Genomic DNA, 25252 nt, shown 5'->3' with positions numbered 1-25252 from the left:
CGTATGCGGGACGGCCACGGCCCCGGGCTGAGGGGCGGACGGGAACGGGAGGACGCGGTGCGCTGGGCGGTGGCGGTGACCGCCGAGGGCACGGCCCTGCTGTGCCCGCTGGACGAGCGGGGGCGCGCGGCGGGCCCGGTGGCGGCCGAGCCGGACGTGGCGCGGGCCGTGGCGGAGCGCACCGCGTCCGGCTCGGTCACCCGGTGGGTGTGGCGGTCGACGGCGCAGGTGTATCCGCGGCTGCTGGAGGCCGGGGTGCGGGTGGAGCGGTGCCATGACACGGAGGCGTGCGAGGCGCTGCTGCTGGGCCACGAGGGCCGGTGGGGCGAGCCGCGTTCGCTGGCGGCGGCCTGGGCTCGGCTGCACGGGGCCCCGGTGCCGGACGACCCGCCGCTGCCCGCGGCCGACCAGCAGCCCTCGCTGTTCGCGCCGGGCCCGGTGCCGCTGCCCCCGGGCACGGATCCGCTCGCCGCCCTGCTGGAGGTGTACGCCGGCCAGTTGCGGCGGGTGGAGGCGGCCGGGCACCCGGAGCGGATGCGGCTGCTGCTGGCGGCGGAGTCCGCGGGGACGCTGGTGGCGGCGGAGATGAACCGCACGGGGGTGCCCTGGCGGGCGGACGTCCACCGGGAGCTGCTGCGGGAACTGCTGGGCGAGAGCTATCCGGGCGGCGAGCCGGTCCGGCTGGCGGAGCTGGCGGAGGAGGTCTCGCGTGCCTTCGGGCCGGGGGCGCGCGTGCGGCCCGATCTGCCGGCGGACGTGCTCAAGGCGTTCGCGCGGGCCGGGATCCGGCTGTCCTCGACCCGGGCGTGGGAGCTGCGGAAGGTCGACCACCCGGCCGTCGCCCCGCTGCTGCGCCACAAGACGCTGTACCGGCTGCACACCGCGCACGGCCGGTCCTGGCTGCGCACCTGGGTGCGCGACGGCCGCTTCCGTCCCGAGTACGTGCCCGGCGGCTCGGTCTCGGGCCGCTGGACGAGCAACGGCGGGGGCGCGCTGCAGATCCCCAAGGTGGTGCGGCGTGCGGTGGTGGCCGACCGGGGGTGGCGGCTGGTGGTCGCCGACGCCGACCAGATGGAGCCCAGGGTGCTGGCCGCGGTCTCCCGCGACCGCGGGCTGATGGAGGTGGCCGGAAGCGGCCGGGACATGTACTCGGTGCTGTCGGACCGGGCGTTCGGCGGCGACCGGGACCGGGCCAAACTGGCGCTGCTGGGCGCGGTGTACGGGCAGACCTCGGGGGACGGCCTGCGGCACCTGGCGGATCTGCGGCGCCGCTACCCGGCGGCGGTGGCGTACGTGGACGAGGCGGCGCGGGCCGGTGAGGAGGGCCGCCTGGTGCGCACCTGGCTGGGGCGCACCTGTCCGCCCGCGGCCGCCCGGGAGGCGGATTTCGGGGACGGCGGGGTCGGCCCGCCGGAGGCGGGTGCGGAGGGTCCGGCGGGCGGCGGCGCGGCCCGGGCCCGCGGCCGGTTCACCCGCAACTTCGTGGTGCAGGGCAGCGGGGCCGACTGGATGCTGCTGGTGCTGGCCGCACTGCGGCAGTCCCTGGCCGGGATGCGCGCCGAGCTGGTGTTCTTCCAGCACGACGAGGTGATCGTGCACTGCCCCGAGCGGGAGGCGGAGGCGGTGGTGGAGGCCGTCCGGGCGGCGGGCGAGCGGGCGGGCCGCGCGGCCTTCGGCGAGACCCCGGTGCGCTTCCCGTTCACCACGGCCGTGGTGGGGTGCTACGCGGACGCCAAGTGAGCGGGGGCCCTGGCCGTACGGCGGCCGTGGCCGCCGGCTCCCGGGCCGTACGCGCCCGCTCCGGGGCTCAAGCCGTACGCGCCCGCTCCGGGGCTCAAGCCGTACGCGCCCGTTCCGGGGCGAGGAAGTCGCGCAGCGCCCCGGCGAGTTGCTCGGGCGCCTCCTCGGCCATGTGGTGGCCGCTGTCGATCGTGCCGCAGGTGACGTCGTCCGCCCAGGCGCGCCAGATGCCGGGGATGTCCGGGTAGAGGTCGCCGAGGTCGTCCTTCTCCGACCACAGCACCAGCACCGGGCAGGTGATGCGGCGGCCCGCGGCCCGGTCGGCCTCCTCGTGGCGGCGGTCCACGGTCAGCCCGGCCCGGTAGTCCTCCAGCATCGCCCGCACGGTGGCCGGATTCCGGATGGCCGCCTGGTAGTCCTCCCACGCCCCGGCGCCCATCGCCTCCTCCGAGCCGCCGTACCAGGCGGCGGGGTCGGCGAGGATGGCGCGTTCGGGCTTGTCCGGGACGGCGAAGAAGAACCAGTGGTACCAGGCGCGGGCGAAGCGCTCGTCGCAGCGGGCCAGGTGTTCGCTGATGGGGATGCAGTCGCCGACCGCGAGGCGGGTCACGGCCCCGGGCGCGTCCAGTGCGAGCCGGTGGGCGACGTAGGAGCCCCGGTCGTGGCCGAAGACGGCGAAGCGGTCGTGGCCCAGTCGCCGCATCAGCTCCAGGCAGTCGCGGGCCATGGCGCGTTTGGAGTACGGGGTGTGGCCGTCGTCGGTGGGCGGTTTGGAGGACTGCCCGTAGCCGCGCAGGTCGGGGCAGACGACGGTGTGGCCGTCCGCGAGCAGGGGTGCGACGCGGTGCCAGGTGGCGTGGGTGCGCGGGTGGCCGTGGAGGAGCAGCACCGGGGGTCCCGAGCCGCCGTGGCGCACCCGTAAGGCCGCCTCGCCCACGTCGATCCGCTCCAGCGCGAATCCCTCGAACACACCCTCTCCCTCCGACGCCCGTCCTCCCCCCGTGCGCGCCCGCCGGTGCGCCGGACGGGCGCGGGCGGGGACCCTCGGGGGTCACGGCGGCGTACCCGGGTACACCGCACCGTCGCGGCCCTTCCCGGCCTTGCCCGACCGTTCCCGTGTTCCCCGTGTTCCGAGGAGCCACACCATGAGCGACACCATGAGCGGCACCGCACAGATCGGCGTCACCGGACTCGCCGTCATGGGCCGCAACCTGGCCCGCAACCTCGCCCGCCACGGCTACACCGTCGCCGTGCACAACCGCACGGGCGCCAGGACGGAGGAGCTGGTGGAGGGGTTCGGCCGGGAGGGGGACTTCGTGCCCGCCGGGACGCCCCGGGAGTTCGTCGCCGCGCTGGAGCGGCCGCGCCGCGTGATCGTGATGGTCAGGGCGGGCGAGGCGACCGACGCCGTCATCGAGGAGTTCGCACCGCTGCTGGAGCCGGGGGACATCGTCGTCGACGGCGGCAACGCCCACTTCTCCGACACCCGCCGTCGCGAGGAGGCGCTGCGCGAGCGCGGCGTCCACTTCGTCGGCGCGGGCGTCTCCGGCGGCGAGGAGGGCGCCCTGCACGGGCCGAGCATCATGCCCGGCGGCTCGGACGAGGCGTACGCCGCGCTCGGCCCGCTGCTGGAGGACATCGCCGCGAAGGCGCCCGACGGCGCGCCCTGCACCGCGCACATCGGGCCCGACGGCGCCGGGCACTTCGTGAAGATGGTGCACAACGGCATCGAGTACGCCGACATGCAGCTCATCGCGGAGGCGTACGACCTGCTGCGCAACGTCGCAGGGTACGGGCCGGCCCGTGTCGCCGAGGTCTTCCGCGCCTGGAACACCGGCCCCCTGGACTCCTACCTCGTCGAGATCACCGCCGAGGTGCTGGCCCACACCGACGCCGCCACCGGGCGTCCCTTCGTCGACGTCGTGGCCGACGCCGCCGAGCAGAAGGGCACCGGCCGCTGGACGGTGCAGACCGCCCTGGACCTGGGCGTTCCGGTCTCCGGCATCGCCGAGGCGGTCTTCGCCCGCTCCCTGTCCGGGCACACCGGCCTGCGCCGGGCCGCCGCCGGCCTGCCGGGACCGCACCGGCCCCCGCTCGGCGGTCGGGACGCCGCGCGCTTCGCCGACCGGGTCGAGCAGACCCTGTACGCCTCGAAGATCACCTCCTACGCCCAGGGCTGGAACATGATGCGGGCGGCGAGCGCGGAGTACGGCTGGGGCATCGACCTGGGAGCCGTGGCCGCCGTCTGGCGCGGGGGATGCATCATCCGGGCCGCCTTCCTGGACCGGGTGCGCGCCGCGTACGCCGCGGATCCGGAGCTGCCCACGCTGCTGGCCGACGCGGGGTTCGCCGAGGAGACCGGCCGGGCGCAGGAGGCGTGGCGGGAGGTGGTGGCCACCGCCGTCCGGCACGGCGTCCCCGTGCCGGGCCTGTCGGCGGCGCTGGCCTCGTACGACGCCCTGCGCGCCGAGCGGCTGCCCGCCGCTCTCGTCCAGGCGCAGCGCGACTACTTCGGCGCCCACACCTACCGGCGCACCGACCGGCCCGGCTCCTACCACACCCTGTGGGGGCTGGACCGCTCCGAGGTCCGCACCGACGGCTGAACCCGGCGGTCCGGCGTCCCCGTACGGCGGCCGGACGGACCGCCCGCGCCATTGGTATGGACATGACCTCGGATCCCTTCTACGCTCTCCTGGACCAGACCTGAGAGCGCTCTCATGTCTCCGCTGTCCGACCCCACCTCGACCTCACCAGGTAGAGCCGACAGAAGGAGAACAACCGTCATGCGACGCAGGATCGGCGTGCGCGCGGGCCTGTCCGCGCTGCTCGCGCTGGGCGCCCTGACCGCCACGGGAAGCGGACTCGCCTCCGCCTCGCCCGCCCCGGCGGAACCCCGCGCCGGCGCACCGGCGCAGGAGCTGGTGGACGCCATGGAGCGCGACCTCGGGCTGACCGAGGGCCAGGCGCGGAAGCGGCTGCGGCAGGAGGCGGCGGCCATGGAGGCGGCCCCCGGGGCCGAGCGGGCCGCGGGCGCCGCCTTCGCCGGTTCCTGGTTCGACGCCCGCACCGGCGAGCTCGTCGTCGGCGTGACCACCCCCGGCAGAGCCGGCGCCGTACGGGCCGCGGGCGCCCGGGCGCGGGTGGTCGAGCACAGCGCGAAGGAACTGGACGCCGTCAAGGATCGGATCGACGCCCGGGCCGAGCGCGAGGCCGCTCCCGAGGGAGTGAGCGGCTGGTACGTCGATCCCCGCGCCAACAGCGTGGTGGTCGAGCTCGTGAAGGGCGCCGGGGACGACGCCGCCGTGCGCGGCTTCCTGGCCGCCGCGCGGAAGGCCGGCCCCGTCGAGGTCCGCGAGAGCACCGGCGGGGCGCCGCGCACCTTCGCCGCCGGCGTCGTCGGCGGCGACCCCTACTACACCGGCAACGCCCGCTGCTCCATCGGCTTCTCGGTGCACGGCGGCTTCGTCACCGCCGGGCACTGCGGGCCGGCCGGAGCGTCGGTGCGCGGCTGGGACGGCTCCCAGATGGGCACCTTCCAGGGCTCGTCCTTCCCCGGCAACGACTACGCCTTCGTGAGGACCGGCCACGGCTGGTGGACCGTCCCGGTGGTGCTGGGCTGGGGGACGGTGCCCGACGTGCTGGTGCGCGGTTCCGCCGAGGCCCCGGTCGGCGCCTCGATCTGCCGTTCCGGCTCCACGACCCGCTGGCACTGCGGCCGGGTGCTGGCGAAGAACGAGACGGTCAACTACAGCCAGGGCGCCGTCCACCAGATGACCAAGACCAGCGTCTGCGCCGAGCCCGGCGACTCCGGCGGCTCGTTCATCAGCGGCGACCAGGCCCAGGGCGTGACCTCGGGCGGCTGGGGCAACTGCTCCGGCGGCGGCGAGACGTGGTTCCAGCCGGTCAACGAGATCCTGTCGGTGTACGGCCTGACGCTGCACACCGCCTGACACCGCCCGACACCCCTGTACGCCGCGCCCGGGGGCGCGCGGAGCAGAGGCCGCCCGGCCCGCGCCGGGCGGCCTCTCGTCGCCCCCGGGCGCCTTTCCCCGCGGTCGTCTCTCCCCCGTCCTCCCCCGGTTTCCCGTAATGCCGGGCGGGACCGCCGCCCGGGGCGGATCTGTGTTATGTTGGAGCACGTTGCAGTTTTGGTACCCATGAACTTTGTGCGCGCCTGACGGTTTGTGACCTTCAGGCGCCTTTGTTTTTCCGGCTCTTCCGGCGGGGTCTCATTGCGGCGACAAGGAAGTCCGCACAGTGCGGGCTTCCTGCATTGCGCCTATCTGGAGGAGAGAAAAGTATGGCTACTGGCACCGTCAAGTGGTTCAACGCGGAAAAGGGTTTCGGTTTCATCCAGCAGGACGGCGGCGGCGCCGACGTCTTCGCGCACTACTCGAACATCGCCACCCAGGGCTTCCGCGAGCTCCACGAGGGCCAGAAGGTCACCTTCGACGTCACCCAGGGCCAGAAGGGCCCGCAGGCGGAGAACATCCTCCCCGCCTGATCCCGCCGCGTTCGGCGAACGCGACGCGCAGCACCACCAGAAGCCGGGGCCCGCACCACAGGGTGCGGGCCCCGGCTCGTGCCGCCTTCCGGGCCGCGCCACCGCCGCGCCGCCACTCCGCCGCACCGCCGTACCCCCCCCGCCGGCCCGTTGCGCCGGCTTTCTCCGCGCAGCAGCGCGATCCGCTCTTTCACCGGCTCGTTCCCGCGACTCTCCGCCCGCTCACGCGCTGCGGAGCCTCCCCGGCACGCGCCGCCCCGAGGAAGGTCACACCCCGCGTGAACCAGAATTCCGGAACCCGTTCCGCCCGTTCCCCCCGTCCCGCCCGACGCCGCCCCTCCCGTTCCCAGGCCCCCGCGCGGGTCCCCGCGCAGAAGGCGGCCCACGGCCGCGGGGGCGCCCCGCGCCGGGAGGAGCCCCTGGCGCAGGCCGGCACGCCCGGCCTGCCCCCGGCCGCCTCGTTCGCCGAGCTGGACATGCCCGCCGCACTGCTGGAGACCCTGGGGCGCGAGGGTGTCACCGCGCCCTTCCCGATCCAGGCGGCCACCCTGCCCGACTCGCTGGGCGGCCGTGACGTCCTGGGCCGCGGGCAGACCGGCTCGGGCAAGACCCTCGCCTTCGGGCTGGCCCTGCTCGCCCGCACCGCCGGGCACCGCGCCGAGCCGCGCCGCCCGCTGGCCCTGGTGCTCGTACCCACCCGGGAACTGGCCCAGCAGGTCACCGACGCCCTCACCCCGTACGCGAAGGCCGTACGGCTGCGGACGGCCACCGTCGTGGGCGGCCTGTCCATCGGCCGCCAGGCCGCGGCGCTCAGGAGCGGCACCGAGGTGGTCGTCGCGACCCCCGGGCGGCTGAGGGACCTGGTCGAGCGCGGCGACTGCCGGCTGGAGGAGGTGCGGACCACCGTGCTGGACGAGGCCGACCAGATGGCCGACATGGGTTTCCTCCCGCAGGTCACCGCCCTGCTGGACCAGGTGCGCCCCGACGGCCAGCGGATGCTGTTCTCCGCCACCCTGGACCGCGACGTGGACCGGCTGGTGCGGCGCTTCCTGTCCGACCCGGTGGTCCACTCCGTGGACCCCCCGGCGGGCGCCGTCACCACGATGGAGCACCACATCCTGCGGGTGAGCACCGACGACAAAAACGCCGTCGCCACGCGCATCGCCGCCCGCGACGGGCGCGTGATCATGTTCGTGCACACCAAGCGCGCCGTGGACCGGCTGGTCAGGAGACTGCTGGCCAGCGGGGTGCGGGCCGGCGCGCTGCACGGGGGGAAGTCCCAGAACCAGCGCAACCGCACGCTGGAGCAGTTCAAGGACGGGCAGGCCACGGTCCTGGTGGCCACCAACGTCGCCGCCCGCGGCATCCACGTCGACAACCTCGACCTGGTCGTCAACGTCGATCCGCCCGCCGACCACAAGGACTACCTGCACCGCGGCGGCCGTACCGCACGGGCCGGCGAGTCCGGCAGCGTCGTGACCCTGGTCACCCCCGAGCAGCGCCGCGAGGTCGACCGGATGGTGGCCGCCGCCGGTGTGTCGCCCCGGGTCACCCCGGTCCGCTCCACCGGCGAGGAACTCGTCCGGATCACCGGGGCGAAGGAGCCCTCCGGCGTTCCCGTGGTCCTCGCCGCACCGCCCGCCGAGCGGGCTCAGCGGCCCCAGCGGCCCCGCGGCGGCACGTCCGGCCGCGGCGGCGCCTCCGGCCGGGGCGGCGCGTCCGGCGCCTCCCGCGGGCACCGGGGACGCCAGGGGCGCGGTCGGCGCGCGCCGGGCGCGGCGAGCAGCACCTCCTCCTGACCGGCTCCCGGCCGACCGGGTCACCCGGTCGGCCGGGGTGGCCGGGCCGCCGTGCATGCCGTGCGGGCCGCCGGGGTACCCCGGCGGCCCGCACGGCATGCGGCCCTTACGGCCCGTAGAGCAGGAGGCATCCGATGGCGAAGATCAGCAACCCGATCGAACTGCAGAAGGCCCTGGGCGGCGTGGACTATCCCGCCGACCGCGAGTCCCTGGTGAGGAACGCCAAGGAGAAGGGCGCCAAGAAGGAGGTCGTCGAGGAGCTCTCGTCCCTGAAGAAGGACCGTTTCGACGGGCCGGACGATGTGAGCAAGGCGGTCTTCGGCAAGGACTGAGCCCCCCTACGACATCCCTCCGGGGCGCGACCGCCCAGCGGCCGCGCCCCGGAGGCGCGTGCGGTGCCCCGTACGGTAAGGGTCCGCGTGGTGGTACGGCTAACCCCGCCCGCCCTCGCCGTTCTCGCCGGTGAGGTCCTCGCGGTCCACACCGGCCTCGTTCATGGCGTCCTCGAGCTGCCGCCCGACGTTCCCCCGGTCCTTGTTGGCCTCCTCGGCCCGGCGGGCGGACTCCTGGCCCTGCTCGTCGAAGACGACCTGGTCGGTCTTCTCGGTCTTCGGCCGGTTCTCCTCGGGAGTGGTCATGACGGCCTCCTCGGCTCCGTGGCGTCTGCGGTCGTCTGCGACCGCCCGTGATCTCCTGTGCAGGAGGACGCCGTACCCGTTCGCGGACGGCGCATGCGCGTCCGCGTCCGCACCGGCCGCCGCCGCGTGCTCCGCCCGCCGGTGTCCGCACCGGTTCAGGCGGTCGCCGAGCGGTCGCCGTGCTTGAAGACCTGGCGGTCGTGCCACTTCACGAAGGCGGGGTCGAGCGGCGGCCGTCCGGGGCGGGGCCTGGCCAGCGGGGCGCCGTGGAGCTCCCCGACGGCCCGGCCCGGCCTGCTGCGGGCGGTGTAGCGGGGGGAGACGCGGATGCGCAGGTCCGGGGTGAGGCCGAGCGCTCCCAGGTCGAACAGCGCGTGGTGCAGGGCGCACAGCGCCAGACCGTTGGACGGCTCGTCCGGGCCGTCCTGGCTGTGCCACCGCACATGGGCGGCCTCCAGCCCGACCGGGTTGCGGCCCAGCGCCCCGTCGTAGCCGCACATCGCGCAGGCTCGGGCGTACGCGTGCAGCACCCGCTCGGCGAAGTCCGGCCGGCGCGGGCGGCTCCTTCGCGCCCGGAGGGTGAGCGCGGCCTCCTCCACGGCCGTCAGGTCCAGTCCGGCGTCGGCGCGGATCGCGGGTTCGAGCGCGGGTGTGAAGTGGAGGTCCAGCAGGAGCCGGGCGGCGGAGGCCAGGGTGCCGGGGTCGGCCAGGAGGCGCTCGACGGGTGCGCGCAGTCTTCCGGTCGCGCCCCGGGCGCGAAGCCAGGAGCCGCGCTCGGGGGCGGAGGGGGGTATCGGCCGGCCGTCGGCGTCCCGCGGGTCCCACAGGGTGCGCTCCAGGTGCACGAACGGCATCGCGGCGCGGTCGGTGGACCGCGCGGGAGGGCCGTAGTCGTCGATCATGCGGCCGACCGGCTCCTCCGCCTCGCCGTAGGCCACCGCCGTGCTGCCGGTGGCCGTGAAGCGGCCCAGCAGCCACAGCAGCAGGAGCGGCTTGTGCGGTGCGCGCCGCCCCCCGACGGCGGCCCGTCTCAGCCCCGCCAGTGCGGACAGCAGTTCGTCCCTCGTCGTCACGTCCCTCGTCACGGCGGTCACGGTGCCATGTCCGGCGGGACCGCCGCTCGTCAGGCCGCTTCGGGCGAGGAACCGCCGCGGGAGGTCCACGGGACGGTCGGCTGGAGCACGGCCTCGGTCAGCGCGCGGGTGCGCAGAGCGGTGACCTGCTGGTACTCGGGATCGGCGACCATGCGGCAGAACGCCTCCCGGCTGGGGTAGCGGACGAGCAGCACCGCGTCCCACTCCTGCCCGTCCTCGGCGACCAGGGCCGTGGCGCCGTCGCCGGCGTAGAGCACCTCGGCGCCGTAGCGCTCCAGGAAGCGGTCCGCCAGGTGCCGTGCGTACTCCGCGTACGAGGCCCGGCCGTCCGGGGCGAAGCGCAGCAGGTTGAGCATGACGACCGGGCCTCCGGGGTCCTCGGCCAGCATCCGCTTGAGGTCGGCTCCGGTGGGGTCGATGGCCATGGAGGTCTCCTTGCCGCCGTGTCGGTGTGTCGGTGCGCCGGTGCGCTGCCGCCCGCCTTCGGCGGGGGTCGGCAGGAGCTTAGACGCCCCGCCGCCCGTTGCATACCGTCTGGTCGGTCAGCATTGGGGGCGGTGATGTTCACCGGTACGGCCGAGCCTGTCCGGGACGCCGGGGGGTAGGCCCATGTGCGCACTCAGGCGGACGGGCCCCCGTCCCCGTCCTCCCTCCCCACCCCCTCGGCGGCAGGAGAGCCCCTTGTCCTCCACACTGTCCCCCAGACCGTCTCCCGGCCCTTCCTCAGGCCCGCCCTCCGGCCCGTCTCCCCGTACGACCCGGCGCGGCTTCCTGGGGCTGACCGGCGCCGCCGCGGCGGCCGCGGCCGGCGCGGCGGCGCTTCCGCCCCTGGGTGTCTTCGGCGCCGGCGCCGTGGCCGGCGAGTACCGGCTCCCGGCGGTCACCCACCCCTACCACCCTGCCGCCCTCTATCCCGAGGACGCCGACGACGACGCTCCCGGCGAGCCCCTCAACGCCGGTGTGGAGTGCTGCCGGGAGGGGGTGGACGCCTGATGGCCGTCTTCGTCCCCCGCTCGGAATGGGGCGCCCGCGCCCCCACCAACCGGCCCTCCGACATCGCGCCGGGGAACGGCGGCACCACCGTCCACCACGTCGGCGGCACCCGTACCGCCCGCTCCGACCACGGCGAGTGCGCCGGCCAGGTGCGCGGCATCCAGAGCCACCACATGGACGGCAACGGCTGGGCCGACATCGCCTACACCTATCTGGTGTGCGTCCACGGCCGTGTATTCGAGGGCCGGGGGCCCTGGGTGCGGACCGCCGCCAACGGCACCGACTCCGGCAACCGGAACTGGTACGCGGTGTGCGCGCTCACCGGCGGCTCCTCCTCCGACTACGACCCCGTCACCGAGCAGCTCCTGGACGCCTTCCGCTGGTCGATCGCCAACCTGCGCGACATCGGCGGCGCGGGCCGCGGGATCAACCGGCACAGCGACCACCTGCCGACGTCCTGCCCCGGCAGGCTCTCCTCCTATGTGCGCAACGGCTCGCTGGAGCCCGCCTCCGGTCCCCCCGCCTGGCCCGGCGTCTACCTCAGCCATCCGCCGGCCACCGAGCACCCCGCCGTGGGGCTGTGGCAGCGGCGGATGCGCGAGCGCGGCTGGTCCCCCGGCACGGACGGGCGGTACGACGCGCGGTCCAAGGAGGTGTGCGAGCGCTTCCAGGCGCGGCACGGCCTGGCGGTCGACGGCGTCGTCGGTCCGGAGACCTGGGAGGCGTGCTTCGGCTGACCTTCCGCCCTCCCGGCCGCCCGCACCCTCCGGCCGCCCGCCTCCCGAGGCGCCTCCTTCCGGGGGAGGGAGCGGGTGGCCCGTTCGGCCCTGGGCCGGAGGGAGGCGTCCGGGGAAGGCTTGCGGGCAACGTGTTCCCCGGGGGTGCGGCATCCCGCGCCCCCACCGGCCCCGCACGGCCGGCCGGGCACGTACGCGCGCAGGACGGCGCAGGACGAGGGAGGAAACGGTGGAGCAGACGGTGGAGGGCACGACCGGAAGGGCCGGGAAGGCGGTGGACGTCGTCGCCTACGGAGTCGTCGCCGACGAACGGCCCCTCCTGGAGGAGGCGTTCGACGGGCGGCACCGCCTGCGCTGCCTGGACCTGGTCCTGGACCGGGACACCGCCGCGACGGCCGCCGGATGCGCGGTGGTGTGCAGCAGCGTCAACGACGTGCTGGACGAGGAGGTCCTGACCGTCCTGGCGAACGGCGGCACCAGGCTGGTCACCCAGCGCGCCACCGGCTACAACAACATCGATCTGAACGCCGCCCGGAAGCTGGGCCTGTCGGTGGCGCGCGTGTCGCACTACTCCCCCCACTCGGTGGCCGAGTTCGCCTGGGCCCTGGCCCTGGCGGTCAACCGCCGGGTGCCCCGCGCGGTGACCCGCACCCGCGACTTCGACTTCCGGCTCAACGGCCTGATGGGTCGGGACTTCCACGGGCGCACCGCCGGGATCCTGGGCACCGGGAAGATCGGCGCGGCCTTCGCCCGCATCGCCGCGGGCTTCGGCATGCGCCTGCTCGGCTCCGACGTCGCCGAGAACCCCGAGTGCCTGGCCCTGGGCATGGAGTACGTCGACCGCGACCGGCTGTTCGCCGAGTCCGACCTGATCAGCCTTCACCTGCCGCTGCTGCCCGACACCTACCACGTGGTCGACGGCGACGCCCTGCGCAGGATGAAGGACGACGCGATCCTGATCAACACCAGCCGGGGCGGTCTGATGGACGCCCACGCCCTGGTGGAGACCCTGCGCGAGGGCCGCCTGGACGGGGTGGGGCTGGACGTGTACGAGGAGGAGGCCGGGGTCTTCTTCTTCGACCGCTCGCTGGACGTGATGACCGACGACACCCTCGCCCGGCTGATGACCTTCCGCAACGTCCTGGTCAGTTCCCACCAGGCGTACTTCACCCATGACGCGGTGGGGCAGATCGTCCAGGCCACCGCCCGCAACGTCGAGGACCACCTGGCCGGGCGCACGGGCGAGAACGTCCTGGTTCCCCCGCCCGGCCCGCGCTGACCGTACGCGGGCCCCGGCCGGGGTCCGGCCCGCGTACGGCCGCCGCACCCGCCGGGGAGCGGCGGCCGTACGCACACGGGCCTCAGGCCCGTGTGCGCCGCCCGGCACCCGCCGGGCCGCCCGGGGCGGAGGGGCCCGGGGACGCGGCCGCGCCTCCCGCCGCGCCGCGCGTGAAGCGGCTCTCGAAGCGGGCCGCGGCGAACCCGGCCGCGGCGACGGCCGCTACGGCCGCCAGGGCGGACGGGCCCAGCGGTTCGGTGCGGAGCACCTCCTCCAGGAAGGGCACCGAGACGGCGGCCGCGCCCAGCGCCACCGCGGCCAGCACCGCCGCCGGCAGGAAGGGGTTCTCCCGTGTCAGCAGCCGCTCCCGCAGGCCCAGCACGACGCCGAGCTGGGCCGCCAGCAGGGCCAGGAACAGCGTGGTCTGCCACGGCTGCCCGGCACCGCGCGCCCACAGCGCCGCCGCCAGGGATGCGGCCGCCACCAGCGCGGCCAGCCGCAGGATCCGCAGCCACAGCCCGCCGCCGAGCACATGCCGGCCGGAGGGGTGCGGCGGGCGGTGCATGGCGTTCGGGGAGACCGGTTCGGCTCCCATGGCCACGCCCGTCAGACCGTGGGTGAGCAGGTTGATCCACAGGATCTGGCCCGCCCGCAGCGGCACCGTCAGACCGAGGAAGGGGCCGATGAGCATCACCAGGATCTCCGCCGCTCCTCCGGCCACGCCGTAGAGCAGGAAGCGGCGGATGTTGTCGTGGACCCGGCGCCCCTCCTCCACGGCCGCGACCACCGTGCGCAGTTCGTCGTCGGCGAGCACCAGGTCGGCGGCCTGCCGGGCGACCTCGGTGCCCCGCCGCCCCATCGCCACCCCGATGTCGGCCTGCCGCAGCGCCGGTCCGTCGTTGACGCCGTCGCCGGTCATGGCCGTCACCGCACCGCGCGCCCGCCATGCCTGGACGATGTCCACCTTCTGCTGCGGGTCGGTGCGGGCGAACACCCGCACCGTGGACGGGTCGGCGACCCGCCCGGCGGCCAGTGCGCGGCCGGTGACCACCTCGGGCGGCTCGGTGGGCGCGGCCCCGTCCGTTCCGGTCGGGCCCGGGCCCCGGCCGAGGATGCCGAGCCGGGCGGCGATCGCACGGGCGGTGGCCGGGTGGTCCCCGGTGATCATCACGGGGGTGATGCCCGCCTCCCGGCAGGCGGCGACGGCGGCCCCGGCCACCTCCTTGGGCGGATCGCTCAGCGCCGCCAGCCCCAGCAGCCGCAGCCCGCTCTCGGCCTCCTCCCAGCGGCCGGGCGTCCTGCCGAGCGGGCCCGACGCCACGGCCAGGACGCGGTGGCCCTCCGCCGACAGCGCGGCGGCCTCCCGGTGGGCGCGCTCCAGCCGCAGGGGAGTCTCGTCCAGGAGCGAGGCGTTCAGGACCGCCTCGGGGGCGCCCTTGAGGCACACCAGGCGCCCGCCGGAGGGCTCCCGGTGAACGGTGGTCATGCGCTTGCGCAGGCTGTCGAAGGGCACCTCGCCGATCCGGGGGTGCTCCCGCAGCACCTCGGCACGGTCCAGGCCGGCCTTGGACGCCGCGGCCAGCAGCGCCGCCTCGGTGGGGTCGCCGAGCGCGGTCCAGCGCTCCTCGTCGTCGTGCGGGGGGCGCAGCGCGGCGTCGTTGCACAGCACGGCGGCGGTCAGCAGGGCCCGTACGGCCCGTGCCGCCGCGGGTGCGGGGGTCCCGTCACCGCTGCCACCGGCGCCGCTGCCGCTGCCGCCGTCGGCCGGCATCTCGCCGGCCGGCTCGTATCCGCCGCCGGTGAGGCGGACGGTGCCCTCGGGGGTCCACACCCGCTCCACGACCATCCGCCCCTCGGTGAGGGTGCCGGTCTTGTCGGTGGCCAGCACGGTGACCGAGCCGAGGGTCTCCACCGCGGGCAGCCGCCGCACCAGCGCGTTGCGGGCGGCCATCCGCCGGGCGCCGAGGGCCAGGGCGAGGGTGACGACGGCGGGCAGGGTCTCGGGGACGGCGGCCACGGCCAGGCTGCTCGCGGTGACGGCCATCGTCTCCAGCGACTGCCCGCGGGCCAGGCCCGTCAGCAGCACCAGCAGGCACAGGGCCACCGTGACCGCGGCGAGCACCCGGCCCAGGCCCGCCAGGCGGCGCTGGAGCGGGGTGGGTCCGCGGCGGGGGCGCAGCAGGGCGGCGACGCGGCCCAGCGCGCTGTCCGCCCCGGTGGCGGTGACGCGGGCCACCGCCCGGCCGCGTACGACGACGGTGCCCGCCCGCAGGGCGGTGGCCTCCGGCCCGTCGGCCCGCACGTCCTTGTCCACGGGCACGGACTCGCCGGTCAGCGCGGACTCGTCCACCGACAGGACCCAGGAGTGCAGCAGCCGCGCGTCCGCCGGGACGATGTCGCCCTCGCCGAGCAGGAGCACGTCGCCGGGCACCACCTCGGCCGAGGGCACCTCCCGTTCGGCGCCGCCGCGCACCACCCGGGCCACGGGGGCGGACATGGCGGTCAGCGCCGCGATCGCGTTGTCGGCGCGCACTTCCTGGGCCACTCCCACGCCCGTGTTGGCGACGATCACCAGGGCGATGACGGCCGTGTCGCCGTGGTCCCCGGTCAGCAGCGTCAGCACCACCGCGCCGAGCAGGACCAGGATCAGCGGGTCGCGCAACTGCGCGGCCACCCGCGCCCGCAGCGGCGTGCCCGGGGGCCGCCCCACCTCGTTGCGCCCCCGTTCCGCCAGCCGCCGGGCGGCCTCCTGCTCGGTGAGGCCGTCGGGGCGCGCGGCGGGAAGGGCGGGCGGGTCCTGCATGGTCTGCTCCGGTTCGTCACGGTGCCCGTCCGGCCGTACGGGCGGGCGGGTGGTGGGTGCGGGCGGTGCGATGGCGCGGTGGTGCGGCGTGGGCGCGGTGCGCGACGGCGCCCCGCCCGGCGCACGGGCCGGGAGGGGCGCCGGAGCCCCTGCCGGTACCCGCGCGGTCCCCGCACGTCATGCCGTGGACGGCCCGGACCGGTACGGGCCGGACCGGTGCGGGCCGGATCAGTACAGGGAGGCGGGCCAGGTCAGCGTCACGGCCAGGACGACGCCCGCGTCCAGCGCGATGCCCAGCAGCAGCCACGGGTTGAACCAGACCACCTTCAGCACCAGTCCGCCCGCCGCCGCCACCACGGCCGCCGGGGCCCACCAGCCGGCGTCCGCCAGCAGGGCCACGCCCGCGACGGCGTACAGCAGGCCCGTGACCGCGGCCAGGGCCGTCGCCGCCGCCCTGGAGGTCTCCTCGGTCACATGGGCCGCGGCGAGCACCCAGGAGTGGCCGGGGGCGAAGGGGGGCGGGTTGTCCGGGTCCGGAGGCGTCACCCAGACCCTGAAGTGCACCAGGGCGTGCGCGAGGAGGAAGACCACCACCAGCGCCCTGATCACGGCGACCGCTCCGGCGCCGGCCCTCGCTCCGAGCCGCCCTTGTCCAGCCGGAAGGGCGGGTAGGCGTCCGTCATCAGGGCCGCGTAGGCCGCCACCCGCAGCACCCAGCGGTTGAGCCCGGTGATCAGGTCGAACAGCCCCTCGGGGTAGGTGCGGGTGAATGCCTTGGCGATGATCGCGATGAACGCCAGGACGGTGATGAGCCCCGCGGACCAGAACCACTGCTCCTCCGTACCGCCTCCGGCGCCACCGCCGCCGACGAAGAAGCCGACCACGATGTAGTGCGGGATCGCCAGGAGCCACCACTTGACAAGTACCAGGCCGCGCGAGAGCCGCTCGGGGTAGCCGACGTCCAGCCGCGCCGGGTAGTCCGGCTCCCGGCCCAGGCTGAAGGGCGGGTAGCGGTCGGTGGCGAACGCGGCGGTCGAGTAGAAGCCCACGCGCCAGCTCCAGCGCAGCACGCCGACGTTGAAGTCGAACAGCGGCCTGGGATAGCGCGCGGTGAACAGGATCGCGAAGAACGCGATCACGGTCACCACGAAGAACACGATCCACAGGAAGAACAGCACGACGAAGTGCGGGATCAGCAGGATCCACTTCACCAGCCACAGCCACCTCGACAGCGGTTCGTCCAGTTCCGCCTCCACCGTCACTGGCCGGTGGGCCCCGGTTTCCGCCATGGGGAACACGGTGATCAGCTCCTTCGTTCTGTGGTGTCCGCGGGTGCTCAGGGACTGCCGGGGGCCGGGTGCAGGGAGCCCGCGACGGTGTCGGCGAAGGCGTCGATCGCCTCCCAGTCGCGGTAGTCGCCGTAGCGCAGGCCCATCGCCCGGAAGACCGCGCGTCCGGCGCCGGGCAGGTGCTCCGGTGCGACGACCCCGGAGAACATGGCGTGGTCGCGGGGGGAGAGGTCGGCCAGGACCTCCTCGGTCACCTTCGGTTCCTCCTTGGGCGCCATGGGCCTCCACGGGCCGCGCAGGGCCGCGGGCATGCCGACGCTGAAGATCCACACCGGCCGGCCGGCCAGCAGTTCCCGGTGGGCGTGGACGAATCCGGTGGCCTCCGGCAGCCAGGCCATCCCGTGGACGGCGCTGCCCAGCACATAGGCGTCGTAGCCGCCCGCGTCGCCGACCGCGTCCAGGGACGCGGTCTCGGCCTCGACACCCCGCTCGGCCAGCCGGGCGGCGATGCGCTCGGCGATCTCGCGGGTGGAGCCGTGGACGCTGGCGTACCCCACCAGTACGGTCATGTCGTTTCGTCCTCGCCGCGGTCCCCGTCGTGGCCCCCTCCGTGCCCGCCGTGCCCGCCGCCGAGCGGGACCGGCACCACCAGCACCGGGCAGCGGGCGTGGTGGAGCAGGGAGTGCACCACCGGGCCCAGCCGCATCGCCAGCCGGCCGCGCCGCCGGTGGACGGCGACCACCACCACGTCCGCCGCCTCGCTGGCCTCGACCAGCGCATGGGCGGCGCCGCCGTTGACGGCCCTGACCTCCGCGCGCACCTGCGGGTAGCGGCCGCGGAACGGGGCCAGCGCCCCTTCGGCCGCCGCCGCCTCGGCGCGCGCGATCCGGGCGATGTCCTCACGCCGCGGGCTGGTGGGCACCAGCGGCTCACCGGGCGGGGCGAGGTGCCGGTAGACCCAGGCGTGCAGCGCCACCAGGCGCGCATCCCGGACGACGGCCTCGCGGAAGGCCAGGCCGACCGCGTCGGCGTCGGCGTCGCTCTCCACGCCCAGCAGCACGGTGCCGTGGGGGACGCGGTTGTGCTCCGGCGGCAGGTCGCCGCGCACCACCAGCAGCGGCCCGGCGGTGTGCGCGGCGACGCGCAGGCCCACCGACCCCAGCAGCAGGCCCGTGAAACCGCCCAGCCCGCGGGAGCCGACCACGGTCAGGCCGGCCAGGTGGCTCAGGCGCACCAGGGCGTCCGGGGCCTCCTCGTCCACGGCCGAGGCCACCACCTCCAGCCCCGGGGCCAGGCGCCGGGCGTGTTCGGCGGACGACTCCGCCAGCGCCTGGGCTTCCTCGCGGGAGGGGGTGTGCGCGGCGGGTTCCGCCCCGGTCTGCGGGAGCGCGGCCCATGGGCGGCCGTGCACGACCTCCAGCGGCACCCCGCGGCGCCGCGCCTCGGCCGCCGCCTGCTCCAGCGCCAGTTCGGCGTGCCGGGAGCCGTCCACCCCGACGGCCACATGGCCCCGGGGTCCGGCCGGGTTGGCCTCCATCGTCGATCCTCCCGTTCCGCCGCACGCGGCGGGTGTTCCGCCCGCCGTCCTCCAGCCTTACCGGAAAAATCCTTTTCCGCCTGGGATCGGCCGCCCTTCCGGTGGCCCGTGCGGCCCTGGACCCCGGCCGCCCGGGGCCGCTCCCGCCCGGCGCCCGTGCGGCCGTCAGGCGGTCCTCGACCGCGCGCGGCCGGGGTCCAGGGCCGCACGGGCCGCCTCCAGCCGGGCGACCGGCACCCGGAAGGGAGAGCAGGAGACGTAGTCCAGACCCACCTGGTGGAAGAAGTGCACGGACTCGGGGTCCCCGCCGTGCTCGCCGCACACCCCCACCTTCAGACCCGGCCGGGCGGCCCGGCCCTCCTCGACCGCGATCCGCACCAGCCGGCCCACCCCCTGCAGGTCGAGCGTCTCGAACGGCGAGTCCTGGAGGATGCCCCGCTCCAGGTAGTCGGAGAAGAACGACGCCTCCACGTCGTCGCGGGACAGCCCCCAGGTGGTCTGGGTCAGGTCGTTGGTGCCCAGGGAGAAGAAGTCGGCCTCGGCCGCGATCCGGTCCGCGGTCAGCGCCGCCCTGGGCAGCTCGATCATCGTGCCGACCGGGCAGGTGACCTCCACCCCCGTCTCCCGGGAGACCTCGGCCAGTACGGTGTCCACCTCGTCGCGCACCAGCCGCAGCTCGTCGGAGGTGTCCACCAGCGGCACCATGATCTCCACCCGCGGGTCGCCGCCGGCGCGCAGCCGCCGTGCCACGGCCTCGCCCACCGCCCGCACCTGCAGGGCGATCAGCCCCGGCACCACCAGGCCCAGCCGCACACCGCGCAGCCCCAGCATCGGGTTGTGCTCATGCATGCGCTCCACCGCGCTCAGCAGCCGCACGTCGTGCGGGTCGGGCTCGCCCCCGGCCGCCTCGGCGGACGCCACCCGCACCGCCAGCTCGGTGTGGTCGGGCAGGAACTCGTGCAGCGGCGGGTCCAGCAGGCGGATGGTGACCGGCAGGCCGTCCATGGCCTCCAGCATGGCGGTGAAGTCCTCGCGCTGCGGCGGCAGCAGCGCCGCCAGCGCCTTCTCGCGCCCGGTGTCGTCCTCGGCCAGGATCATCGCCTCCACCAGGCGCCGCCGCTCCCCCAGGAACATGTGCTCGGTGCGGCACAGGCCGATGCCCCGCGCGCCGAAGCGGCGGGCCCGCTCGACGTCCTCGGGCGTGTCGGCGTTGGCCCGCACGCCCAGGCGGCGCGTGGCGTCGGCGTGCTCCATCAGCCGGGCGACCGCGTCGACCACGCCCGGCTGCCGCTCCCCCGTCTCGAAGTACCGCATCACCGGGGAGCCCACCAGGGGCAGTTCACCCAGGTAGACGGCGCCGGCCGATCCGTCCACGGAGACCGTCTCGCCCTCGGCGACCACCGTGCCGTCCACGGTGAAGCGGCGCGCGGCGACATCGATCTCGACGGCCTCGGCACCGCACACGCACACCCGGCCCATGCCCCGGGCCACCACGGCCGCATGGCTGGTCTTGCCTCCCCGGCTGGTCAGCACCGCCTGGGCGGCCACCATGCCGGGCAGGTCGTCGGGCGTGGTCTCGCCGCGCACCAGCACCACCTTCTCGCCGGCCGCGGCCCGGCGGGCGGCCTCGGCGGAGTCGAAGACCACCGCCCCGGAGGCCGCGCCGGGGGACGCCGGCACCCCGCGGGCCAGCGGCTCACCGGCTCCGGCGGTGTCGAAGCGCGGGAACATCAGCCGGGCGAGCTGCTCGCCGCCGACCCGGTCCAGGGCCTCGTCCCAGCCGATCGTCCCCTCGTCCGCCAGCTGGGCGGCGATGCGGAAGGCGGCCTCGGCGGTGCGCTTGCCCACCCGGGTCTGCAGCATCCACAGCCTGCCGCGCTCGATGGTGAACTCGATGTCGCACAGGTCCCGGTAGTGCCGCTCCAGCCTCTCCATGTACTCGCACAGCTGCGCGTAGCACTCGGGGTGCAGACGCTCCAGCTCGGCCAGCGGCACGGTGTTGCGCGCCCCGGAGACCACGTCCTCGCCCTGGGCGTCGGCCAGGTAGTCGCCGTAGACGCCCTGGAGCCCGGTGGCCGGGTCGCGGGTGAAGGCCACACCGGTGCCCGAGTCCGGGCCCGCGTTGCCGAAGACCATCGTCTGGACGTTGACGGCCGTGCCCAGGTCCTCGGGGATGTGCTCGCGGCGGCGGTAGACCCGGGCGCGCTCGGTGTTCCAGGAGGAGAACACCGCGCGCACCGAGCGCCGCAGCTGCTCGGCCGGGTCCTGCGGGAACTCCTCGCCCGTCCGCTCGCGCACGATGCGGCGGAAGTCCTCCACCAGCAGCCGCCGCTGCCCCGGGTCGGGGCGGCGGGCCAGCGCCTCGGCGAACAGCGCCCCGTCGATCCCCATCACCGTGGTGCCGAACATCTGGATCAGCCGCCGGTAGGAGTCCCAGGCGAAGTCCTCGTGCCCGGAGGTCCGGGCCAGCCCGTGCACGGAGGCGTCGTTCAGCCCGATGTCGAGGATCGTCTCCATCATCCCCGGCATGGAGTACCGGGCGCCGGAGCGCACCGACAGCAGCAGCGGATCGTCCGGGTCGCCCAGCCTCCGGCCGGCGGCCCGCTCCAGCGCCGCCAGGTGCTCGGCCAGCTCCCGCTCCAGCCCCTCGGGCTCGGAGCCGGTGGCCAGATAGGCCCGGCACGCCTCGGTGGTGACGGTGAAACCGGGCGGCACGGGCAGGCCGATGCGGGTCATCTCGGCGAGGTTGGCGCCCTTGCCCCCGAGCAGGTCTGCCTGCTCCCGGCCGCCCTCGGTGAAGTCCTGGACGTAGCGGACCATGGTCACGGTCTCCTCAGCGGTTCGGCGCCCGTGCGGGCCTGCGCCCGGCGGCGGAGCACCTCGGTCGGACGGGTTCGCGGCCCCGGTGCGGCCGGGCCTGCCCGGCCGCACCGGACACGGCTCAGTCGTGCGGTACGACGGCCACCGGCGCCGGCGAGTGGTGCATCAGGGCGTGGGTGACCGGTCCGGTGTGGAAACCCAGCCGGGCGCGGCGGTTGCGGCGTCCCACGACCAGCAGGGAGGCGTTCTCGGCGGCCTCCAGCAGGTGGTGGGCGGCCCTGCCGACCACGGCCTGCGGCCTCACCTCCACCTCCGGGTGCCTCTCCCGCCAGGACGCCAGCACACGGGTCAGGGCGTCGGCCTTCTCCTCGGCCAGATCGTCGATCAGATGGGGGTTCACGGCCACCGGGTTGATCCCGTACACCGGCGGCGGGTCCCAGCCGTGGACGACCGTCAGCGGCACCCCGCGCCGGGCGGCGGCGTCGAAGGCGAACTCCAGCAGCTCCTCGCGCGGTCTGGACAGGTCCAGTCCCACCACGACGTCACCGGTGTCCTGCTCGGCCGTCCCGGCCCGCACCAGCACCACCGGGCACTCCACGTGCGCCACGGTGGACAGCGCCACCGAGCCCACCAGGAAGCCCGTCAGCGTCCCGCGGCCCCGCGACCCGAGGACCAGCAGCTCCGCCTCGCCCACCGAGTCCCCGATCACCTCGGCCGGGCGGCCGGCCAGCCGCTCCACGGCGACCTCCAGCGGGGGGTGCTTGCGGGCCAGGTCGGCCGCCGTCTCGTCCGGCAGCGCCTCCCACCGCTCCCGCGCCTCCGGGTCCATCCCCGACAGCACCCTCGGGTGGGAGTCGTTCTCCTTCACGTGCACGAGCCGCAGCGGCAGCGTGCGGCGCAGCGCCTCGCGGGCCGCCCACTCGGCAGCGGCCAGGCTCTCGCGCGAGCCGTCCAGGCCCACGGTGACGGTGCGGGTCATGGTGTGTACCTCCAAGCCTTCCGGGCGGAGCGGCCGTCCGCTCCACCTCCAGGCTGCGGCCGGGTACCCGCCACCGCGAGGGGACACAGGTCCCTACGGGTGGGACCGACCGGCCTGCCCGGCCGTCCCGCCCCGCCCGGCCGGGGCCGAACGGCCCTCCGCCGCACCCCTGCCGGCCCTGGGAGCGGCCCCGCTCCCGTACGACGCTGGGAAGCGAGGCAGAAGGAGAGGGGACCGGCCATGACGGGCACCACGGGCGCCACGGGCACCACTGGGATAACGGAAACAGCGGACACCGCGGGCTCCGCACGCCCCGTACGGCCGGCCCACGCGCTGCTGGCCGACGGCCGGACCGTGGAGATCCGCCCCGCCCGCCCCGAGGACCGCACCGGCGTCGACGGGCTGTACGAGCGGATGTCACCCGAGAACCTGCGCCTGCGGTTCTTCGGCTCCGGCCGCGAACTGGGCCGGCAGGCCGCCCGCCGCGTCTGCGGACCGCCCCGCCCCGGCAGCCTGGCCCTGCTGGCCCTCCACGAGGGGCGGCCCGTGGGGATCGCCGAGTACGAGGGCGAGGACGGCGCGGGCTGCACCGCGGAGGTCGCGCTGGCGGTGGCCGACGAGTTCCACCACCGCGGCGTGGGCACCCTGCTGCTCGAACACCTCGTCCACGCCGCCCGCGCCGCCGGCGTCACCGCCTTCACCGCCGGGGCCCTGGCCGACAACCACGCCGTGCAGAAGGTCTTCGCCGACCTCGGGCTGCACACCACCCGCCGCTACGACGGCGGCGAGGTGCGCTGGACCATCCGGCTGGACCCCGACGAGCACTACCTGGCCGCCGTCGACGAGCGCGCCCGCACCGCCGACGCCGCCAGCCTCCGCCCGCTGCTGCGCCCCCGCTCCCTCGTCGTGGTCGGCGCCGGCGGGCCGGAGGGGGCGGCGGGCCGCGCCGTCCTGCGCGGCCTGCGCCGCGCGGGCTTCACCGGCCGCCTGCTGGCCGTCGCCCCCGGTGCCCGGTCCGTCGAGGGCGTCCCCGCCCACCCCTCGGTGGCCGCCCTCCCCAAGGCGCCCGAGCTGGCCGTACTGGCCCTCCCCGCCCACGAGGTGCCCGAGACCGCCGAGCAGTGCGGCAAGACGGGGGTGCGCGCCCTGGCCGTGCTCGGCCCCCGCCTCGACGCCGGGCAGGGCGCCGCCCTGCTGGCCGCCTGCCGCCGCCACGGCATGCGCCTTCTCGGCCCCCACTCGCTGGGCGCCGCCAACACCGAGGACGACATCCGCCTGGCGGCCGTCCTCACCCCCGCGCTCCCGGCCGCCGGCACCGGCGGCACCGCCGGGGTGGCCGTGCAGTCCGGCGGAGTCGGCGCCGCCCTGCTGGGCGGACTGGCCCGTCTGGGCATCGACGTCTCCACCTTCGCCTCCCTGGGCGACAAGTACGACGTCAGCGGCAACGACATGCTCCGGTGGTGGGAGGGCGACGGCCGCACCGACCTGGCCCTGCTCCACCTGGAGTCCTTCGGCAACCCGCGCGCCTTCTCCCGCACCGCCCGCCGCGTCTCCCGCCGCATGCCGGTGCTCACCGTCGACGCCGGGCGCTCCGAGGCCGGCCGCCGCGCCGCCGCGGCGCACACCGCCGCCGCGTCCGCCCCCGCCATGACCCGCCGCGCCCTGTCCGCCCAGGCCGGGGTGATCGCCACCCACGGCATCGGCGAACTCCTGGACACCGCGGCCCTGCTCCACTCCCAGCCCCTGCCCACCGGCACCCGCGTAGCCGTGGTCTCCAACGCCGGCGGCGCCGGGGTCCTGGCCGCCGACGCCTGCGCCGAGGCCGGGCTGACCCTCCCCCGGCTGCCCGACTCCCTCACCGCCGACCTGCTCGGCGCCCCGCCCTCCGGCGCCTCCACCGCGAACCCCGTCGACACCGACCGCAGCGGCGGGCCGCGGCCGGCCGAGTGCGTGGGACGGCTGGCCGGGTACGGAGGCGTGGACGCCGTCCTGGCCGTCCTGGTGCCCACCGCCCCGGCCGGCGGCGGCGACGGCAGGCACGGGGACGGCGGGGCGACGGACGAGGCCCAGGTACGCGAACTGCTGCGCACCGCCTCCGCCCACCCCTCCCGCACCATCGTCGCCGTCCTGCCCGGCCAGGCCGAACGCGTCCGCCTGCTCCGCTCGGACGACGGCACCGCCCTCCCGGCGTACGCCGAACCCCAGGACGCCGCCCGCGCCCTGGCCCACGCCGCCGAACGGACCCGCTGGCTGGGCCGCCCGCCCGGCGAGGTCCCCGAACTGCACGGCGTGGACACCGGGGCCGCCCGCGCCCTGGTCGGCGCCTTCCTCGCCGACCACCCCTCGGGCGGCCTGCTCGGCCCCCGCGACCGCGCCCGCCTCCTGGACCACTACGGCATCCCCCACCTGCCCCAGGCCTGGGCCGAGGACGAGGACGCCGCCGCCGAGGCCGCCGCCCGCCTGGCCGGGCGGCCCGGCGAACGCGCCGCCCTCAAGGCCCACTGGCCCGGCCGGCACCACCGGAGCGAGGAGGACGCCGTGGCACTCGACCTCGAGGACGAGGACCGCGTACGGGCCGCCTGGCGGGACCTGTCCGCCCGCCTGGACGGCGCCATGACCGGCGCGCTCGTCCAGCCCATGGCACCGCGCGGCACCGAACTGGTCGCCGGCGTCGTCCAGGACGAGGTCTTCGGACCCCTGGTCCTCTTCGGGCCGGGCGGCACCGCCGCCGAAGTCCTGGCCGACCACGCCGCCCGGCTCGCCCCGCTCACCGACCGGGACGTCCACGACCTGCTCACCGCACCCCGCTGCGCCCCCCTGCTGCTCGGGCACCGCGGCGGCAGGCCGGTGGACCTGGAGGCCCTGGAGCAGATCCTGCTGCGCCTGTCGCGGATGGCCTGCGACCTGCCCGAACTCGCCGGGGCCGACCTCAACCCGGTCCTGGCCCGGCCCGACGGCGCCACCGCCGTCGACGCCCGCGTGCGCCTGCTGCCCAGGCGCGCCCACGACCCCCACCTGCGCCGGCTGCGCTGACAGGCCG

21 protein-coding genes are annotated in these 25252 nt (G+C 76.0%); 10 read left to right on the top strand and 11 right to left on the bottom strand.

Going from position 1 to position 25252, the window contains the following annotated elements; genetic code table 11:
• The first annotated feature begins 3 nt into the window (after positions 1–3).
• A complete protein-coding gene (locus tag QPK52_RS23515; RefSeq protein WP_410539456.1) occupies positions 4–1740 on the top strand; it encodes a bifunctional 3'-5' exonuclease/DNA polymerase in 1737 nt (578 codons plus the stop codon).
• A 94-nt stretch (positions 1741–1834) separates the two neighbouring features.
• Here QPK52_RS23515 and QPK52_RS23510 read toward each other — a convergent pair whose 3' ends face one another.
• Positions 1835–2710 carry an alpha/beta fold hydrolase gene (locus QPK52_RS23510; protein ID WP_410539455.1) on the bottom strand — a complete coding sequence of 292 codons (876 nt, stop codon included), beginning with the start codon at positions 2708–2710 and terminating at the stop codon, positions 1835–1837.
• A 187-nt stretch (positions 2711–2897) separates the two neighbouring features.
• On the opposite strand from QPK52_RS23510, the gene gndA reads away from it, so the two are divergent.
• The 5 genes from gndA (at position 2898) to QPK52_RS23485 (ending at position 8375) form a co-directional block, all read left to right on the top strand.
• Positions 2898–4343, top strand: coding sequence for an NADP-dependent phosphogluconate dehydrogenase (gene gndA, locus QPK52_RS23505; RefSeq protein WP_410540452.1), 1446 nt, complete (start codon positions 2898–2900; stop codon positions 4341–4343).
• Between the two features lie 180 nt (positions 4344–4523).
• Positions 4524–5690: a S1 family peptidase gene (locus tag QPK52_RS23500; protein ID WP_410539454.1), complete on the top strand. Its 1167-nt coding sequence runs from the start codon at positions 4524–4526 to the stop codon at positions 5688–5690.
• A 350-nt stretch (positions 5691–6040) separates the two neighbouring features.
• On the top strand, positions 6041–6244 hold the full coding sequence (locus QPK52_RS23495) for a cold-shock protein (RefSeq protein ID WP_093656524.1): 204 nt from the start codon (positions 6041–6043) through the stop codon (positions 6242–6244).
• Between the two features lie 278 nt (positions 6245–6522).
• The gene (locus tag QPK52_RS23490) at positions 6523–8043 is read left to right on the top strand and encodes a DEAD/DEAH box helicase (protein ID WP_410539453.1); all 1521 of its coding nucleotides are present in this window, start codon (positions 6523–6525) and stop codon (positions 8041–8043) included.
• Between the two features lie 134 nt (positions 8044–8177).
• Positions 8178–8375, top strand: a complete 198-nt coding sequence (locus QPK52_RS23485; protein ID WP_410539452.1) for a DUF2795 domain-containing protein — start codon at positions 8178–8180, stop codon at positions 8373–8375.
• A 99-nt stretch (positions 8376–8474) separates the two neighbouring features.
• Here QPK52_RS23485 and QPK52_RS23480 read toward each other — a convergent pair whose 3' ends face one another.
• From QPK52_RS23480 to QPK52_RS23470, 3 genes are all read right to left on the bottom strand, one after another.
• A complete protein-coding gene (locus tag QPK52_RS23480; RefSeq protein ID WP_410539451.1) occupies positions 8475–8681 on the bottom strand; it encodes a hypothetical protein in 207 nt (68 codons plus the stop codon).
• A gap of 155 nt (positions 8682–8836) precedes the next feature.
• Positions 8837–9754, bottom strand: a complete 918-nt coding sequence (locus QPK52_RS23475) for a phosphorothioated DNA-binding restriction endonuclease (RefSeq protein WP_410540451.1) — start codon at positions 9752–9754, stop codon at positions 8837–8839.
• 50 nt (positions 9755–9804) lie between these two features.
• Positions 9805–10200, bottom strand: a complete 396-nt coding sequence (locus tag QPK52_RS23470) for a DUF1330 domain-containing protein (RefSeq protein ID WP_410539450.1) — start codon at positions 10198–10200, stop codon at positions 9805–9807.
• A 256-nt stretch (positions 10201–10456) separates the two neighbouring features.
• On the opposite strand from QPK52_RS23470, the gene QPK52_RS23465 reads away from it, so the two are divergent.
• The 3 genes from QPK52_RS23465 to QPK52_RS23455 all read left to right on the top strand — a co-directional run bounded on the left by QPK52_RS23465 (position 10457) and on the right by QPK52_RS23455 (position 12784).
• Positions 10457–10768 carry a hypothetical protein gene (locus QPK52_RS23465; RefSeq protein WP_410539449.1) on the top strand — a complete coding sequence of 104 codons (312 nt, stop codon included), beginning with the start codon at positions 10457–10459 and terminating at the stop codon, positions 10766–10768.
• Positions 10768–11505, top strand: coding sequence for a peptidoglycan-binding protein (locus QPK52_RS23460; RefSeq protein WP_410539448.1), 738 nt, complete (start codon positions 10768–10770; stop codon positions 11503–11505). The genes QPK52_RS23465 and QPK52_RS23460 overlap by 1 nt, the downstream gene beginning before the upstream one ends.
• A gap of 274 nt (positions 11506–11779) precedes the next feature.
• A complete protein-coding gene (locus QPK52_RS23455; protein ID WP_410540450.1) occupies positions 11780–12784 on the top strand; it encodes a 2-hydroxyacid dehydrogenase in 1005 nt (334 codons plus the stop codon).
• Between the two features lie 82 nt (positions 12785–12866).
• Here the strand turns inward: QPK52_RS23455 and QPK52_RS23450 are convergent, their stop codons facing one another.
• The 7 genes from QPK52_RS23450 to QPK52_RS23420 all read right to left on the bottom strand — a co-directional run bounded on the left by QPK52_RS23450 (position 12867) and on the right by QPK52_RS23420 (position 22212).
• Positions 12867–15587 (bottom strand): cation-translocating P-type ATPase, encoded by a 2721-nt coding sequence (locus QPK52_RS23450; protein ID WP_410539447.1) that lies wholly within the window; start codon positions 15585–15587, stop codon positions 12867–12869.
• Positions 15588–15815: 228 nt separating this feature from the next.
• Positions 15816–16196 (bottom strand): hypothetical protein, encoded by a 381-nt coding sequence (locus QPK52_RS23445; RefSeq protein WP_410539446.1) that lies wholly within the window; start codon positions 16194–16196, stop codon positions 15816–15818.
• Positions 16193–16876: a DUF4389 domain-containing protein gene (locus QPK52_RS23440; RefSeq protein ID WP_410539445.1), complete on the bottom strand. Its 684-nt coding sequence runs from the start codon at positions 16874–16876 to the stop codon at positions 16193–16195. The genes QPK52_RS23445 and QPK52_RS23440 overlap by 4 nt, the downstream gene beginning before the upstream one ends.
• A gap of 47 nt (positions 16877–16923) precedes the next feature.
• The gene (locus QPK52_RS23435; protein ID WP_410539444.1) at positions 16924–17445 is read right to left on the bottom strand and encodes a flavodoxin domain-containing protein; all 522 of its coding nucleotides are present in this window, start codon (positions 17443–17445) and stop codon (positions 16924–16926) included.
• Positions 17442–18413: a universal stress protein gene (locus QPK52_RS23430; protein WP_410539443.1), complete on the bottom strand. Its 972-nt coding sequence runs from the start codon at positions 18411–18413 to the stop codon at positions 17442–17444. The genes QPK52_RS23435 and QPK52_RS23430 overlap by 4 nt, the downstream gene beginning before the upstream one ends.
• Before the next feature lie 165 nt (positions 18414–18578).
• A complete protein-coding gene (gene ppdK, locus QPK52_RS23425; RefSeq protein ID WP_410539442.1) occupies positions 18579–21233 on the bottom strand; it encodes a pyruvate, phosphate dikinase in 2655 nt (884 codons plus the stop codon).
• 121 nt (positions 21234–21354) lie between these two features.
• Positions 21355–22212 carry a universal stress protein gene (locus tag QPK52_RS23420; RefSeq protein ID WP_410539441.1) on the bottom strand — a complete coding sequence of 286 codons (858 nt, stop codon included), beginning with the start codon at positions 22210–22212 and terminating at the stop codon, positions 21355–21357.
• 240 nt (positions 22213–22452) lie between these two features.
• On the opposite strand from QPK52_RS23420, the gene QPK52_RS23415 reads away from it, so the two are divergent.
• Complete coding sequence (locus QPK52_RS23415) at positions 22453–25245, top strand: GNAT family N-acetyltransferase (protein ID WP_410539440.1); 2793 nt, start codon at positions 22453–22455, stop codon at positions 25243–25245.
• Positions 25246–25252 lie beyond the last annotated feature (7 nt).

Source organism: Streptomyces sp. KL2 (assembly GCF_046529545.1).
Lineage (GTDB): Bacteria > Actinomycetota > Actinomycetes > Streptomycetales > Streptomycetaceae > Streptomyces > Streptomyces radiopugnans.
Note: the sequence above shows the minus strand (reverse complement) of the source record. Positions and strands in the feature narration are given on the sequence as shown.

Bases quoted from the DNA above. Each gene is read 5' to 3' on its own strand.
- QPK52_RS23515 (WP_410539456.1), top strand. From the start codon at position 4: ATGCGGGACGGCCACGGCCCCGGGCTGAGGGGCGGACGGGAACGGGAG.
- gndA (WP_410540452.1), top strand. From the start codon at position 2,898: ATGAGCGGCACCGCACAGATCGGCGTCACCGGACTCGCCGTCATGGGC.
- QPK52_RS23500 (WP_410539454.1), top strand. From the start codon at position 4,524: ATGCGACGCAGGATCGGCGTGCGCGCGGGCCTGTCCGCGCTGCTCGCG.
- QPK52_RS23495 (WP_093656524.1), top strand. From the start codon at position 6,041: ATGGCTACTGGCACCGTCAAGTGGTTCAACGCGGAAAAGGGTTTCGGT.
- QPK52_RS23485 (WP_410539452.1), top strand. From the start codon at position 8,178: ATGGCGAAGATCAGCAACCCGATCGAACTGCAGAAGGCCCTGGGCGGC.
- QPK52_RS23480 (WP_410539451.1), bottom strand. From the start codon at position 8,681: ATGACCACTCCCGAGGAGAACCGGCCGAAGACCGAGAAGACCGACCAG.
- QPK52_RS23470 (WP_410539450.1), bottom strand. From the start codon at position 10,200: ATGGCCATCGACCCCACCGGAGCCGACCTCAAGCGGATGCTGGCCGAG.
- QPK52_RS23460 (WP_410539448.1), top strand. From the start codon at position 10,768: ATGGCCGTCTTCGTCCCCCGCTCGGAATGGGGCGCCCGCGCCCCCACC.
- QPK52_RS23450 (WP_410539447.1), bottom strand. From the start codon at position 15,587: ATGCAGGACCCGCCCGCCCTTCCCGCCGCGCGCCCCGACGGCCTCACC.
- QPK52_RS23440 (WP_410539445.1), bottom strand. From the start codon at position 16,876: ATGGCGGAAACCGGGGCCCACCGGCCAGTGACGGTGGAGGCGGAACTG.
- QPK52_RS23435 (WP_410539444.1), bottom strand. From the start codon at position 17,445: ATGACCGTACTGGTGGGGTACGCCAGCGTCCACGGCTCCACCCGCGAG.
- QPK52_RS23430 (WP_410539443.1), bottom strand. From the start codon at position 18,413: ATGGAGGCCAACCCGGCCGGACCCCGGGGCCATGTGGCCGTCGGGGTG.
- ppdK (WP_410539442.1), bottom strand. From the start codon at position 21,233: ATGGTCCGCTACGTCCAGGACTTCACCGAGGGCGGCCGGGAGCAGGCA.
- QPK52_RS23420 (WP_410539441.1), bottom strand. From the start codon at position 22,212: ATGACCCGCACCGTCACCGTGGGCCTGGACGGCTCGCGCGAGAGCCTG.
- QPK52_RS23415 (WP_410539440.1), top strand. From the start codon at position 22,453: ATGACGGGCACCACGGGCGCCACGGGCACCACTGGGATAACGGAAACA.